The sequence below is a fragment of the Desulfonatronovibrio magnus genome (assembly GCF_000934755.1).
Classification (GTDB): domain Bacteria; phylum Desulfobacterota; class Desulfovibrionia; order Desulfovibrionales; family Desulfonatronovibrionaceae; genus Desulfonatronovibrio; species Desulfonatronovibrio magnus.
In genome coordinates this window covers 1-14,870 of the sequence record NZ_JYNP01000091.1, presented here as the reverse complement: position 1 = coordinate 14,870, position 14,870 = coordinate 1, and the positions used below count along the sequence as shown (strand labels likewise).

The window sequence follows — 14,870 nt, the reverse complement described above, 5'->3', positions numbered from 1 at the left end:
TTATTGAGCAAGAAACAAATTAGAAAAATAAATGCCGGGAGAGCCAGTCCCCGTGCTCAATCCCTCACTCATAGGTTTACCTGAAGCTGCCCCGAAGGGGCCACTTTTTCCGTGCAAGGTCGCGGAAAAAGCTTAGTAACTTACCGTTTCAATCCTGTAGAAAAAAACAAGAATTTTTTTTTAACCTTGACAGGAGCAATAATGCCCAGGAACCTTCAGCCTTCAGCCTTCAGCCTTCAGCCTTCAGCCTTCAGCCTTCAGCCTTCAGCCTTCAGCCTTCAGCCTTCAGCCTGAAAAGTAAGATTATCGCCCCAACTTAACGATCCTTGTTCAAATTGGGTTGTGGGCACAGCCCGCATTAGTGAATTAAGATAAGCATATCCAAAACATGAAGCTCTGTAACACTGCAGCGACACTCATTTACATTTTTCAGAAACGCGTAATTCTTTCCAGGCAGATGCCAGGCGAGCCATTCCCCGCGCTCAAAGTTGGTGGCTGTAAAAAGTCTCTCATTCAGTCAATTCGGGATAAACATGCATATCCGGGCTGACCTGACCATACTCCTGGGCCTTTTGAAAGCTTTCATCAGCTCTAACCATATCACCCCGTCTGGTGGCCGCGATGCCTCGCCATAGCCAGAGGTTGCCTGGATTTCGCCATCCTTCCTGAATAAGTTCGTCAAAAATATTAAAGGCCTGCAAATGTCTGTCTCTCGCTACTGCTACATAGCCCATCCACTCCCGGCCTTCGGGGTGCTCCATGACCTGTTCTTCATGGTCCCTGAGCAGCCTGTCAGCCCGGCCTGATTTTCCCTGAAGGTGTAAAGCCTGAGCAAGAGCAAGTACAGCCCTCCATTCGCCTTCATTGTTTTCCACAGCCTTGGATGCCCATTTCTCAGCATGGGCAAACTCCTGGGCAGCCAGGCTGGCAAGAGCCATTTCCAGACGCAGCCCCTCTTCTCCCTGGATATCTATTGCCTGCTGATAAAAACCAAGAGCCTGTTCACTCAGGCCGGCACTTACAAAAAACCTTGCAGCTTCCAGCATGATGGCATTATCAGCAGGCACTGAATCTAAATAAGCCAGGTAATATTGCATAGCTATATTCATTTCGCCGGCCTGATTTGCTGAGCGGGCAATCTTAAGCAGCAATGAATCTCCAAGGTCATCCCCTGAAATTTGCAGGTAAGCCTCAAGGGCCTGGTCGGACAGTCCGGCATCAAGCCTCAAGTCTCCCAGGGCTTCCAGGCTTTGCTCATCACCAGCTTCCATTAAATCAGCTGATACTTCTTCAAGCAGGGCCAGTGCCCTGTCAGTATCTCCCAAAGATCTGAGCTGTCCGGCCAAAAGGATCTTCTCCGGTACAACAAGACCTCGCAGACTGTGAAGTCTGTCAAAAGCCTGCACAGCTCTTTGCGGGTCCTGTTCAAGCATGGCAGCTCTGGCCTCAAGCAGGACAAGCTCCGGATCATGGGCAGCTATGGCATCAAGGCTGTCAAGGTAATCACGTGCTTCTTCAGGCCGCCCCTGGTCAATTAAAATGGAAATAATATCAACCTTTGCGGTATGGGATACTTCAGTTGCAGGGCTTTGATGGATAACCTGCCTGTATGTTTTTAAAGATCTGTCAGTCAGACCGGCCCAGCGGTAATTGCGGGCCAGGCGCAGCATATACTGATAATCTTCAGGTTCCTGAAGCGCAGCAACCCGCTCAAGAGCATGCACCGCATCCTCAAACATCTCCTCGGATTCAAAGAGGATCGAAGCCTCTTTAAAGGCCTCTACATATCCTGGATGATCTGCCATTACCTTTCTGTACTGAGTGATGGCGGATTGAGTTCGGCCTGTGCGCTGATACAGCCCGGCCAGCCTTAACCCTGCCACCCTGTCTCCGGGCTTTAGCTCAATATATCTTTCCAGAGCATCTATCGTTTGATCAGGCTGCTGAGACGCGTCATAAGCATCAGCCAGATTTCTCCATCTGTCAGCATCACCTGGATTATGCATCAGCCAGTAGTTAAGATGTGCTATCGCCATATCCAGCTTTCCCGCAAGAAAGGCCGAATCAGCCTTAAGCTGTGCAATCTCGAGCGTTTCGTAATCCAGTGGCCTTAACACATCATAAGCTTCATTATATTGCTGCTCACGCATCAGCAACCATGCGTAGCGCACCCTGGTCTGAGTTCCAGCCCGGCCGGAGTCAATGATTCTTTTGTATTCTTCCCGAGCAACCCTTGAATCTTCAGTATCCTCTGACCTTTGAGCAGCATAGGCAAGAGCTTCTGATATGGAAAAATCAGACGGATATCCGGCGGCCAGAGTTTTGAACATTTCTGTTGCTTCAGAATATCTGCCAAGCTCTAAGGCCAGCTCAGCCCGAGCTCTTAAATTGTCCTGGTCCGGAAACCTGCTCAGATATTCATAAGCCTGGTCCGGTTTGCCCATGGCCCTCAGAGCAATTGCCAGGTTGTTGGCAAACTCTCTGTTAACAGGTTCCTGCACGATTAGTTCTGAATAATATTCTTCAGCAGCCCCAAATTTTTCCAGCTGCATGGCCAGTTGAGCTCTTGCCCTTAAATTTTCAGGCGATGGAAATCGCGCAAACAACTCATAGGCCGGGGCAAGCTTTCCTGAGGCACGCAGGGCTATGGCCAGGCTGTTTTTTATTTCCTCATCAGCATGTCCAGCCTTAATCAGTTCCTGATAAAGACCAGTAGCCTGATCAAAGAGCTGCATCTGCATGGCCAGGTCTGCTCTTTCCCTGAGATTTTCCTGAGTAGGATTGGAGCTTAGCACCTCAAATGTCTTTTCCAGCTCACCCATGTTTTGAAGTGCCATGGTCAGCTGTTGCCTTGCATGAAGATTATCCTCCTGAGATATGTCCATGTTCAGATAAACCTGTAAATGCTCTGCAGCCTGTACCCACAACCCCATGGCCATATAAGACGAAGCAGCTTGAATCCTGTATTTTGGATTTGCAGGATTATGACTTATAAGTATTTCAAAATCGTGGACAGCGCTAACATGCTGATTATTTTGAGCCAGCATGCCAGCCCTTCTTTCTAATTGCTCCAGGTTCATGTGACGATGGCTTAAACCAGTGAGAACTTTACTGGCCTCTTCAGGTCTGCTCATGTCCATAAGACTCCGAGCAAGCCCGAGAACCGCCTCCACATTGTCTGGTTCCAGATTAAGCGCCTTCTCAAAACTTGCCTCTGCCAGAAAAGGGTTAAATACTTCCAGAGCGAGAGAACCCTTAAATGTCAGATATCCTGGATTGTCCGGATCCAAACTCACAGCCTTCTCCATTTCAGCCAGTGCTGACTCTGTCTGACCCTGACGAACCAGCTGTTCCGCCTTCTGGTAATGCGCGTAAGGATCTCTTAAAACATCGGGCCTGACCCAGAATATCGCTCCAAGGGCAAAGGCAATCCAGAAAAAAACAAAAAGCCCCAGATAGAGATTTCTGCGGGATACATTAATTGTCCTGGTTGTAGACATATTCAGGATTCTCCTCTTCTGAAAAATCGCCCGGACTTAAAGCAGACAAAACCACCTGAGACATGGACCAGATGGCTATGGCTGAAACAAAAACATTGGCTGCAATGATTCTTGGCTCGCACGTACCAAGAAACAAGGCTACAAAGGGCATGACCATATTCAGCACCAGTATGATAAACTGAGGCAGCACCGCCACAATAGGAGGTTTGCTGCGCAGGGAGCTCAGGCAGGCGTTGATGGCATTATTGACGCAGTATCCCGGTTTTTTTTCTTTGGGATACTTAAAAGCCCGGATTATCCCCGCCATATATACAGGAAAGAGCCCGGCCAGCATTCTGAACTGCTTGCCCGGCTGTACTTTATAGGCCAGATATTGAGTGGCAATAACCATTAATAACAGATAGATCGACCTGATAAGCAGGAACTGCCATTCAGGCTTGACCAGAATGGAATTGCCCGTAATGTAGGTCCAGATGGGTATCAAAAAGAAAAACGGAAAAACAAAGGCTGAGCAGACGTAGGATATGGCAACTGTACTGTAGCCCAGCCTGGTCACAAAGCTCAGTCCTTTTTTAAACAAAGGATTATCCCAGATAAAAAGGCGCATGGTATCCAATGCCCACTGTCCTCTTTGCTGGTAGATTCCCCAGATGGTATCTGGAGCCAGGCCCCTGCTTAAAGCATGTGGGAAGTAGAATGACTTCCACCCCCTGGAGTGCAGTTCATAGGATGTAGTCAGGTCTTCAACTATATTCCACTCAGTAAAGCCGCCGATATCATCCAGCGCCTTTCTTCTGTAAAGAACACCGGTTCCAGCGGAAAAAGCATTATCGTTATTGTCCAGCGCCAGCTGCACAACATCATAAAAAACCTGGGATTTATTGTAGAAAGGATCCCCTGCCTGAGTGTAGTACTCCTGTTTGGTCTGAATAAAGGCTACCTGTTCAAAATCCATATAGCCCACAAGTCGTGAAACAATATGCGGACTGGGAACCTGATCAGCATCCAGTGTCAGAATCAGGTCACCACTTGAATTTTTGAGCCCGAAATTAAGATTGCCGCTTTTGGCATTTTCATTGGGTACACCGCTTTTGACTCTGGAAAGATACTTTATCCCAAGCTCTTTTGCCAGAGCCTCCACCTCCTGACGACCTCCGTCATCAAGAACATACACTGTTAATTGTCCACTGTATTCAATGCGGGAAGCAGCAGTAAGTGTTTTTTTCAAATATTTTATGGGCTCATTGTAAGTGGTGACAAAAACATCTACTGAAAATGGAGATTTTGGGGGAATACCCTCCAAAGGCTTGAACCTGAGTCGCCACAGACAACAGTGGCCAATACAAAAAGCATAAGACAGCAGAACTCGGCAAAGATAAAAAGACCACCAGCAAATGGATAGTCACGGTTAAAAGTATTGTATATCCAGGACAGATAAATCACGCCGCTGAAAATGGTCAGCACTGAAAATATCTGAGCCTTCAAGCGCCTTGGACGATCTTCACAGTCCCGAAATCTTCGAGACTCGCAGGTGGGTGCAGACTTGATTTTACCAATAATGTCCATTCTTGTTCCTTGGTTTTTGTCTACAGCAGGCTAAAACAGCCTGCCTGATTATCAATTTGGTGAACTATCCGGCTTTAGACACAATTGCCCGGCCGTGACTATTGTACAGCACAGGACGGATTACCATTAATTCTTGCTGCAGCATTATACATTTTTGTCAGATATGAACCATTCCATAAACCATTTACATGCGCCTCACCCGGGGGGCCAGGACCTAACCTGCGAGTAACTAAAAAATCAGCCTTAACGCGTTTGAGATTGCCGCGCTCGCCCCAGTTGAATGGCTGCGCCTACACTGCGTGTATTCAACGGGGCAAAAAGACTCGCTCGCAATGACACCTGAGCTGTCAGGGATGTGGTTGCTGAAAACCTGTCACCCACGAGGGAGCCTAAGCGACCGAAGCAATCTGTATGGCAAAACCGCAATACTCTGATTTTATTAGAAAAACAATTCAATTTACTTGGAAGGTTCTTATGACGGAATTATGACAGCCCTGAATCCCAGGTACAGGCTGAAGCACCATTTTTGAGTCTGCCAATTCCATAATATTCAAAGCCCTTTTCTGACATATAGCCTGGGTCAAAGATATTCCGGCCGTCAAATATCACTGGATTTATCAACTTGTGCGCCATGAGAGAAAAATCAGGACTGCGAAATTCGTTCCATTCAGTCATTATGGCCAGGGCATCTGCCTGCTCTAATGCTTCATACTGATCATCAACTATAGAAACCAGATCATTGCCTGCCAGTCTGTCCCTGCACCTGGCACCGGCAACAGGGTCATAGGCACGTACCTTCATTCCCTTGCCGGTAACCTCTTTAATAAGTTCAAAGGCTGGAGCCTCACGCACATCATCAGTGTTGGGCTTGAATGCAAGCCCCCAGACAGCGTGGGTTTTATCATCAACTTTGTCCGAGAAATGTTTCAGCACTTTCCGGCCAACAACCATTTTCTGACGCTCGTTGACATTCTCAACCGCCTGCAGAAGCTCTGGAAAACATTCATGACTTTCAGCAGTACTGATCATGGCTTTTACATCTTTGGGAAAACATGAACCACCATATCCAGCGCCAGGATAGATAAAGTGATAGCCAATACGTCTGTCCGAACCTACTCCCTGTCGGACACAAGCGACATCAGCTCCTACTTTTTCGCAGATATTGGCTATTTCATTAATAAATGATATTTTGGCCGCAAGCATGCAGTTAGAAGCGTACTTGGTCATTTCCGAACTGCGTACATCCATAAAAATAAGCTTATCCTTCATCAGGGAAAAGCCGGAGTAAAGCTCTTTCATTTTCATGGCAGCCCTTTCAGATGGTGCTCCAATAACAATTCTGTCAGGCTTCATAAAATCATTAAGAGCATCGCCTTCCTTAAGAAATTCCGGGTTGGAAACAACATCAAACGGACATTGAACCATTCTGCCATCAAGTCTGGACTGAATAATCTCAGTGACCCTGTCAGCTGTACCCACAGGCACAGTGGACTTATTAACTACAATAGTGTAATTTGTAATCAAATCCCCAACAGTCTCTGCTACTTTGTGTACTGCTGACATGTCTGGAGAACCATCCCTGCTGGGAGGGGTGCCGACACAGATAAATACTATTTCAGAGGCACCAACAGCCCCGGCTGTGTCAGTTGTAAACTTCAGCCTGCCGTTTTTAAGGTTTCGGCGCATAATTTCTTCCAGACCAGGCTCATAAATGGTAACCTTTCCGGCTGAGAGGGCATCCACCTGTTCCGGGCGACGTCCCACACACCTTACATTATTACCCATTTCAGCAAATACAACTGCTGTAACCAGTCCTACATACCCTGGACCAATCACGGAAATTTCCATTCAACCCTCCTAACAGTCAGATATTACAGCGCTGGACAACCTTTTTGTATTCCTTCCGTACCTGATTTCCAAATAGAAACTTACAGGACTTGCCAAAAGTGAAAATATAGTATCTGTTTAGCGCTTTGGATGTGGCACGGCTTCCTTCCCGGAGGCATACAGCCCGGAGGGGGACTGGCTCCGGGACCCACTTGTCCCAAAAATGAGTCATTTTGAGCACAAATTGATGCTCAAGTGGGGCCTGGAGTGCCTGTCCCCTGCTTTCCCCTAAACAGATACGAAATATGAAAGCATACCTGCATAAGAATTAAAGTAACATTAAGACTCTTAAAAAATTTTTAGTAAAGTACAATTTTGTGAATATCATGTCAAACAATATCACAGCGGGTTTCTGCTCAGCAATGGTGCTGCAGTAAATTTTCTTGCATGATGACTCAGGAATTGATAGCTAATGCGAGCTGTACCCACAACCCAATTTACACAAGGATTGTTAAGCTGAGGAGATAACCGTACTTTTCAGGCTTAAAGCTCAAAGCTCAAAGCTGAAGGCTGAAGGCTGAAGGCTGAAGGCTGAAGGATAGGGATAGGGATTAGGATCTTGGGCATCATTGCTCTTTCAAGGTTAAAGAACTTCCTTATTTTTTTCTACAGGTTTGAAAGGGTAAGTTACCAATTGCAGTGTTTTAACAATCGCCACACCCGAAGGGCCCGGGACTGAACTTGTGAGTAACTTCCTTGATAAGTGAAGCCTGCATCCTGCAGGCTATTTAAATCAGGCGGCTTGAAGCTACTTTAACACAGACTGCAGGAACCCTGAGATGAGACTTAGCGTCAAGATTTTTTTGCTGATATTTGCTGTGGCCTTTACCATTTCCGGTTCTACTGGATCATATTTTTACTTCCAGTCCAAATCAGCTATGACTGAATCCATTAAAAGCCAGCTTTTGTCTTCAGCTGCTGCTTTCTCAGAAGCTATACCTTCCGACGCTCTAAATAGTCTTACCCATCCCTCGCAAATGTATAATGATGAATACAGGGAAATTGCCAGTATACTATACAGCATTACCCAGAGCAATGATGATTACCTGTTTGCCTACACCATGCGCCTTAACAATGGCGCTGTAGAATTTGTTGTGGACTCTCCCATGAGTGATGACGCCATGGACGGCATTATCCATGAGGATGAAATGCCTGAACCTATAGGCCAGGTTTACCATGATCCTCCCAAGAGCCTGCTCACGGGATTTTTGCGCCCTTCAGTGGATGATCAGCCCTACAAGGATCAGTGGGGATGGACCATTTCCGGCTATGCACCTGTGCTGGACCAATATGGCCGCAGTGTTGGGCTTTTGGGTATAGATATGAGCATTGACAGGGTTAATGCTCATATGAACAGGATAAGGACGGCAGGTATCTTTTCTCTTGGAATCAGCTTTACCCTTGCCCTGGGCATGACCTATTTTCTTACCCGGACCATTACCCGCCCACTTAAGGCTCTGGAGGACGGTTTCGACAGGGTGATTAAGGGTGACCTTGAGACTCGTGTACCGGTTAAGGGAAATGATGAGATGGCATGGTTCACCAGGCATTTCAACCAGATGGTTTCAGAACTTCAGGAAAAGGAGATCCTTAAGTCAACCATGGGTAAAATTGCTCCCAGAGCTGTATTACAAAAAGTCATGACCAAAGATCTCAGACTTGGAGGTGAGACAGCATGGGCAACTATCCTGTTCTGTGACCTTAGAAATTTTACTGCCCTGAGTGAATCAAAATCTCCCAGGGAGCTTGTGGAAATATTAAATATTTATTTTACAGCCATGGTCAAAATTATTGAAAAGCATTCCGGAATAGTGGACAAATTCGTTGGTGACAAGGTAATGGCAGTATTTGGACATCCCGGGCCTACCGGCAACGACCCTCTAAATGCCCTTAATGCAGGACTGGAAATGCTGGTTAGATGTGATGAACTGAGTGCTGAACTCAATCTTGGAGGCCATCACCTGGTAAACAGCATAGGCATTCACAGTGGCCAGGTTCTGGCCGGTAATATCGGATCTCCTGCAAGAATGGAGTTCACCATTATTGGTGATGCAGTCAACACCGCTGCCCGTCTGGAAGGACTGACCCGGACAATAGATACACGCCTTGCAATAAGCAGCGTAACTGTAGAAGAAATCAAGCCAGGGTCCAATATACTTCAATACACAGGAGAACAGGTTCTGGAAGGTAAAGCAAAAAAGCTTGGAGTGTATATTCTCAGGAATGAAGTATCTGTTTAGCGCTTTGGATGTGGCACGGCTTCCAGCCCGGAGGCATACAGCCCGGAGGGGGACTGGCTCTTCCGGGACACAATTGTCCCAAAAATGAGTCGTTTTGAGCAAAAATTGATGCTCAAGTGGGTCCCGGAGTGCCTGTCCCCTGCTTTCCTTAAAAGAGCTCAACAGATACGGAATGAAAAGGTAAAGACTTAAAAAACTTTTCCAGGATTCATAATGTTTTGAGGATCAAACACATTTTTGATATCCTGCATTATTTTTTGCTCCACAGGACCTATCTGCCTGCTGATAAACGAACGTTTCTTCAAGCCCACGCCATGCTCTCCGGAAATGCTCCCGCCCTGTTCAAGAACCATTTCCAGTATTGCAGACCGGGCATTGATGGCTGCCTGCCTCTGGGCAGGGTCTGAAGCATCATGCATGATATTGACATGAAGATTACCATCTCCAATATGACCAAAAGCCAGAATTTCGACACCTTGAGCAGCGGAAATCTTTTCAATCTTCTGAACAGCCTTAAGTACCCTGCCCCGGGGAACCACAACATCATCACTTATTTTGTCAGGCCCGAGACTGTATGAGGCTGGATTGATGAGCCGCCTCATTTCCCAGATACGCTCCTGATCATCTTTAGAAGCCTTATCCATGTAAAGAACGTTTTCATGTAAAGCCTGTACTCGTCCTGCCTCATGTTCAACTGCCTGGCGTGAACCATCCAGGCGTACTATGAGGGCACTAACTGTTTTGGGAGGCCATGGAACCGACCCATGCCCGGAAAGACAGCGTAACACATTGCGTGGCATAAACTCCATGGCGCATGGCAGTATTCCTGCTCTGAAAATGTTCCGGGCACCCTCTACAGCTTCAAGATCACTCTTAAAGCAGATTAAAATCGATACTGAATGTTCCGGCAGTGGCAAAAGCTTGACCCAGGCACTGACAATAACTGCCAGTGTCCCTTCAGATCCGGTAATGAGTCCGGTCAAATCGAGACCTACCACATTTTTGTGAACCCTGCCTCCGGTAGAGATGAGCTTTCCACCCGGCAGGACAGCGTCAATTCCCAGGATGTAATCTTTGGTTACTCCATATTTTACGGCACGCATTCCACCGGCATTGGTGGAGATATTGCCTCCTATGGTGGAAGTTCGCACACTGGCCGGGTCAGGTGGATAAAAAAGCCCCTTAGATGCAGCCTGCTGCTGAAGATCAAAAGTGATTACGCCGGGCTCAACCAGAGCGGAAAAATCACCCTCATCCATGGAAAGGACTTTATTCATTCTCAGACAGGACAGAACAATCCCACCTCTAACAGGAGTACAGCACCCAACCACATTAGTTCCACGGGCCCGGGGATAGATGGGAATCCTGTCTTTGCCGGCCATACGCATCAGTTCCTGGATCTGTGTAACGCTCTCTGGACGTACTACAGCCCAAGGCAGGGCAAACTCTCTACTGGCGTCAACTCCGTAAATCATCATATCCGCACGATTGACCGTCATGGAGTCGCCGGGAAAGATGTCTGCAAGTAGCCGAAGCTGGCTTTTGGATAAGCCCTGAGTAGCCATAGATTAGAACCTGGCAGTCAGAGTTACGGCACCGTAAGTATCCTTGCCGTCCTGACGTTTGAATTCTCTGGTTCGCAGAACATGGGTATACGCCAGACGCACCCTTTTGAAGCTTATGACAGCCCCTCCCATAATATCTCCAACAAAGTATTTTTTGGAAACACTGCGACTGTCCCTGAATGTATTTCCGTCCAGAAAAATATTTCTCAGAACTGCCCGGCCTTCAAACCCTGCAAACAGGTACCAGCCAAAAGTGTTGGTAGGTACAAAAAAATTGCTGCCAGCCATGCTGGGGCTGATAAGAGGCGGACCGTAATCCTGGGGAAGATCAAAACCGGCCCTGACAATCCCTCCAACAGCAAAGTGGGTAAATACATTTCCCAGAGCGCCACCAACATGGGGAGAAAAATCAAAGTCAAAACCGGCAACATCCAAAAATTCCCGTTTTGCTTTCCATTTTCGCTGGTAGGATAAAATTATTCCCGGCTCGGTTTTCAGCTGGGTATCCCAGCCTTTGGGATCAGGAGAGTCAATAACCTTGTGCACTGTCTTCTGCGATTGTTCAGCGAGAGAAGGCGGTCCAATAACTCCAAGTGTAATCTGAAATTGATCTAATGTGGTTCCAGTATCTGAGCTGACCTCCATGGTGGTATATGTCCAGCCTGCATAGGGTCTTTCATTTTCTGGCGGGTCTTTCTGAGTTATGTCATCAGAGGTAAACATACTCTGGCCGATCTGAAAGCCGAAACGCTTTTTTCCCTCTTCAGGGAAAAAGGGTATACGGTCAAGATTTCGTCTGAAAATGCCGGGAAGCCTTTCCTGAGCACCAAGAGCCGCAAACCTTACTCCACTGGTATAACGTTTGTCCCGATTGGCAAAAAGGTCATTCTCCACACTGATACTGTAATAAACCCCTTGCGCCAAAGGCTCACTGCCCTGAGCTGCACCATAAGTAGAAAGCAGGAACATAAGGCAGATTAAGCCATAAAAACCAGTAAAAATCTTTTTCATGATGTAGTTTATAACCCTGATCCATGCATATGTATGTTACCGAGCAGCCATTTCTCGGTCCAGGTCTCTTTTGACGGCCCTCTGCTTGAGTTCTTCGCGCTGATCATGCAGCTTGCGGCCTTTGGCCAGCCCCAGCTCCACCTTGATCTTTCCTGATTTAAAATAGAGTTTCAAAGGGACAACTGTAAGACCTTTCTGTTCAACCTTGCCCATAAGCCGATCTATTTCCCGTCTGTGCAAAAGCAGTTTGCGCTTGCGCTCAGGTTCATGCTGGGCGTATCCGGCATTCTCATAGGGCGCAATATGTACATCCGCAAGAAAGGCTTCACCCTGCTGAAACTTGACATACCCGTCCTTAAAGCTGACCTGTCCCGCCCGCAGAGATTTTACCTCGGAACCGGTCAGGGAAATTCCTGCTTCAATATTTTCAAGGATCTCAAAAAATCGTCGAACCTTTTTATTGAGCGCAATTATTTTTATACCTGAAGTCTGATTATTCCCCATATTATTTTTTACCATTTTTGGTGATCCACCAGGACTTGTCTGGTCCATTGAACCACCAGTCTGTATGATCGGTTTCAACAATAACCTTCCCAAGCTCACGACCATAGTCAGTTCTCAGACGCTGCAGAGCACACTCCAACCATTTGGCAGCATACTTGTTTCCGAGATCCTGCTGTTCCTTGAGGTTAAGGATTAAATCAAGCTGATCAGCGTCCTGGGCCAGAGCAGCCTCAAGTGTATCCACCTCTTCCAGTTCTTCAAATATTGGCAGGATATCACTCTCCAAGCCGGTTCCTTCCAAAGCATCCTGCAGAGCTTTGCGATCATTGGTTGTGTTATACATGCGGTTTACATAATTAAGGTCCCCAACTCTGGTTTCGTGAAGGTCATGAACAAGACACATGAAGATGGTTTTGGACTCATCAGCTTCTGCCATCCTGGCCAGGATATAGCCAATAATTGCAGTACGGAAGGAATGTTCAGCCACGTTTTCTGATCCACTCCCCAAAAACTGGTAGCCGGTTCTCGGGGTTCTCTTGAGCATGCCCACTTCATGCAGAAAATGAGCTATACGACTGAAGTCATGGTTATTCATAATACCTTCTTGTCCATGGGAGCATTTCCCTTTTGAGAAAATTTAAACACTAGCAACTGTTCACCGCATGCGGCCAGTTTACTGAACTTTACTGGATTCCGGCATTCCCCGAAATGAATGTTCAGGCAAATGGCAGCATTACTTGTTTCGTATCTGTTTAGCGCTTTTAAGGAAAGCAGGGGACAGGCACTCCGGGACCCACTTAAGCATCAATTTGTGCTCAAAATGACTCATTTTGGGGATAAGTGGGTCCCGGAAGAGCCAGTCCCCCTCCGGGCTGTATGCCTCCGGGCTGGAAGCCGTGCCACATCCAAAGCGCTAAACAGATACTGCGTTTCAGAAATTATAAGTTTGTCAGGTCCGATAATGTGCATTGATTTCTATGTATTTTTCAGTCAAATCCGATGCAAGAAGACTAAAATCTTCCTGACCGGCATTCAGTTCAACATGTATGTCAATGTCTGGTCCATTCAACAGGGAAGCAAATACTTTATCCCTGTCCATATCCACCGGACATCCATGAGCAAAAATTTCCACACCGGCCAGACTGACTCGGACTTTGTCCGGATCAAAGCGTGCTCCGCTGCGCCCCAGAGCTGCAATAATTCTGCCCCAGTTGGGGTCCTGACCATACATGGCAGTCTTGACCAGGGGAGAGTTGCCTATGGTGAAGGCAGCCATTCTGGCTTGCGCTTTATCTGCAGCCCCTGTTGCTTTTATGCGCAACACTTTTGTTCCGCCTTCTGCGTCCTTTACAATAAGATACGCAAGCTTAGCGCAAAGCTCTTCAAGACATCCCTCAATCAGATCCTGATCATTTGAACTTTCGAGATAAACGCCACTTGCCCCATTGGCCAGTGCCAGAACACAGTCATTGGTGCTTGTATCTCCGTCAATGGTCAATGCATTAAAACTTTTGTCCACAGCCTTAGCAACAAGGTGCTGCCACTGTTTCGGATCCACTTTTAGATCAGTGAAAATAAAAGCCAGCATGGTGGCCATGTTGGGGCAAATCATTCCAGCACCCTTGGCCATTCCCCAGAATCTCGCACTGCCGGAGCTAAGACGAACATCACAGGAGGCTGACTTGGGAAAAGTATCCGTAGTCATTATGGCTTGGGCAGCCTGCTCCTGAATTGCCTTGCCTGAATCACGGACCAGAACAGGCAGATACTTTTCAAAAAGATCCATCTTCAAATGATCCCCGATAACCCCGGTGGAAGCAGGCAGAATCTCTTCGGGTTTGATTCCCAGTTGAGCTGCCAGAATATTCAGAGTCTGCTGACAATTGGCAATACCCTTATCTCCTGTGCAGGCATTGGCCTGTCCCGCGTTGATAAGGACAGCTCTGAAAAATTTTGCTTTATCCATATTACTGCGGGCGACAATAATGGGTGCTGCCTGAAACAGATTGGTGGTAAACAGGGCAGCCCCTGCAGCAGGAGTTTGGCTGACAATCAAAGCCAGATCAGGTCTGTCTTTGTATTTGAAGCCGGCCTCAGCCACACTGAGAGCAAAACCCAAAGGCATATGGCTCATTGCATCTCCTTAAAAAAGCTGAACTATTTATAACTTACTCCTCAAACCCTGTCATAAAAAACAAGAAAATTTGAACCGCAAAGGCACCCCGGTTGAATGCCCCCAGTTAAATCAAAGAAAGTTTATCAGGGTAAACTTCGAGCAATTCAACTGGGCAGGCAAAGGACTCAAAGTTAAAGACAACAAAGAAGATATTTTTTAAAAACCAGGCATCGGTTTTGAAAAAGGCTGCCTTTTTATTTGCCGTTGCCCGGCAAATGAAAAAACTTCTTTCTTCCTTTGCGCCCTTTGCGTCTTGAGTGAGTCTTCGAACGGGCGGTTAAAATATCTTTTTTGGGTTGCGGGTTCAACCCGCGTTTGTAACTACGCAGCATATACTACATATGACAATTCACTATCCTGGATTCCGGCTTTCGCCGGAATGACGGAAAAGGGCAACTATCTGCTTTAACCGTCACCCCGG

Annotated in this window: 10 protein-coding genes; 1 reads left to right on the top strand and 9 read right to left on the bottom strand. The window is 47.0% G+C overall.

Features of this window, described 5'->3' with window-relative positions; genetic code table 11:
* Window positions 1–509 precede the first annotated feature (509 nt).
* From LZ23_RS09685 to LZ23_RS09670, 4 genes are all read right to left on the bottom strand, one after another.
* Complete coding sequence (locus LZ23_RS09685; protein ID WP_045213709.1) at window positions 510–3,500, bottom strand: tetratricopeptide repeat protein; 2,991 nt, start codon at window positions 3,498–3,500, stop codon at window positions 510–512.
* Window positions 3,478–4,803: a glycosyltransferase family 2 protein gene (locus LZ23_RS22550; protein WP_052507275.1), complete on the bottom strand. Its 1,326-nt coding sequence runs from the start codon at window positions 4,801–4,803 to the stop codon at window positions 3,478–3,480. The genes LZ23_RS09685 and LZ23_RS22550 overlap by 23 nt, the downstream gene beginning before the upstream one ends.
* Window positions 4,767–5,066, bottom strand: a complete 300-nt coding sequence (locus LZ23_RS24605; RefSeq protein ID WP_045213707.1) for a hypothetical protein — start codon at window positions 5,064–5,066, stop codon at window positions 4,767–4,769. Before LZ23_RS24605 ends, LZ23_RS22550 begins: the two co-directional genes overlap by 37 nt.
* 483 nt (window positions 5,067–5,549) lie before the next feature.
* Window positions 5,550–6,914, bottom strand: a complete 1,365-nt coding sequence (locus LZ23_RS09670) for a UDP-glucose dehydrogenase family protein (RefSeq protein ID WP_045213706.1) — start codon at window positions 6,912–6,914, stop codon at window positions 5,550–5,552.
* Between the two features lie 818 nt (window positions 6,915–7,732).
* Here LZ23_RS09670 and LZ23_RS09665 point away from each other — a divergent pair.
* The gene (locus tag LZ23_RS09665; protein ID WP_045213705.1) at window positions 7,733–9,193 is read left to right on the top strand and encodes an adenylate/guanylate cyclase domain-containing protein; all 1,461 of its coding nucleotides are present in this window, start codon (window positions 7,733–7,735) and stop codon (window positions 9,191–9,193) included.
* Window positions 9,194–9,381: 188 nt separating this feature from the next.
* Here the strand turns inward: LZ23_RS09665 and LZ23_RS09660 are convergent, their stop codons facing one another.
* The 5 genes from LZ23_RS09660 to argJ all read right to left on the bottom strand — a co-directional run bounded on the left by LZ23_RS09660 (window position 9,382) and on the right by argJ (window position 14,407).
* Window positions 9,382–10,758: an FAD-binding oxidoreductase gene (locus tag LZ23_RS09660; RefSeq protein ID WP_045213704.1), complete on the bottom strand. Its 1,377-nt coding sequence runs from the start codon at window positions 10,756–10,758 to the stop codon at window positions 9,382–9,384.
* 3 nt (window positions 10,759–10,761) lie between these two features.
* Window positions 10,762–11,769, bottom strand: a complete 1,008-nt coding sequence (locus LZ23_RS09655; RefSeq protein ID WP_198145951.1) for a lipid A deacylase LpxR family protein — start codon at window positions 11,767–11,769, stop codon at window positions 10,762–10,764.
* Window positions 11,770–11,805: 36 nt separating this feature from the next.
* Window positions 11,806–12,288, bottom strand: a complete 483-nt coding sequence (gene smpB / locus LZ23_RS09650; protein WP_435050738.1) for an SsrA-binding protein SmpB — start codon at window positions 12,286–12,288, stop codon at window positions 11,806–11,808.
* The gene (locus LZ23_RS09645) at window positions 12,275–12,868 is read right to left on the bottom strand and encodes an HD domain-containing protein (protein ID WP_045213701.1); all 594 of its coding nucleotides are present in this window, start codon (window positions 12,866–12,868) and stop codon (window positions 12,275–12,277) included. Before LZ23_RS09645 ends, smpB begins: the two co-directional genes overlap by 14 nt.
* Window positions 12,869–13,222: 354 nt before the next feature.
* Window positions 13,223–14,407 (bottom strand): bifunctional glutamate N-acetyltransferase/amino-acid acetyltransferase ArgJ, encoded by a 1,185-nt coding sequence (argJ, locus tag LZ23_RS09640; protein ID WP_045213699.1) that lies wholly within the window; start codon window positions 14,405–14,407, stop codon window positions 13,223–13,225.
* Between the last annotated feature and the right edge of the window lie 463 nt (window positions 14,408–14,870).

Excerpts from the sequence above, each read along its gene's own strand:
- LZ23_RS09670 (WP_045213706.1), bottom strand. The coding sequence starts at position 6,914 with ATGGAAATTTCCGTGATTGGTCCAGGGTATGTAGGACTGGTTACAGCA.
- LZ23_RS09665 (WP_045213705.1), top strand. The coding sequence starts at position 7,733 with ATGAGACTTAGCGTCAAGATTTTTTTGCTGATATTTGCTGTGGCCTTT.
- smpB (WP_435050738.1), bottom strand. The coding sequence starts at position 12,288 with ATGGTAAAAAATAATATGGGGAATAATCAGACTTCAGGTATAAAAATA.
- LZ23_RS09660 (WP_045213704.1), bottom strand. The coding sequence starts at position 10,758 with ATGGCTACTCAGGGCTTATCCAAAAGCCAGCTTCGGCTACTTGCAGAC.
- LZ23_RS09645 (WP_045213701.1), bottom strand. The coding sequence starts at position 12,868 with ATGAATAACCATGACTTCAGTCGTATAGCTCATTTTCTGCATGAAGTG.
- LZ23_RS09685 (WP_045213709.1), bottom strand. The coding sequence starts at position 3,500 with ATGTCTACAACCAGGACAATTAATGTATCCCGCAGAAATCTCTATCTG.
- argJ (WP_045213699.1), bottom strand. The coding sequence starts at position 14,407 with ATGAGCCATATGCCTTTGGGTTTTGCTCTCAGTGTGGCTGAGGCCGGC.
- LZ23_RS09655 (WP_198145951.1), bottom strand. The coding sequence starts at position 11,769 with ATGAAAAAGATTTTTACTGGTTTTTATGGCTTAATCTGCCTTATGTTC.
- LZ23_RS24605 (WP_045213707.1), bottom strand. The coding sequence starts at position 5,066 with ATGGACATTATTGGTAAAATCAAGTCTGCACCCACCTGCGAGTCTCGA.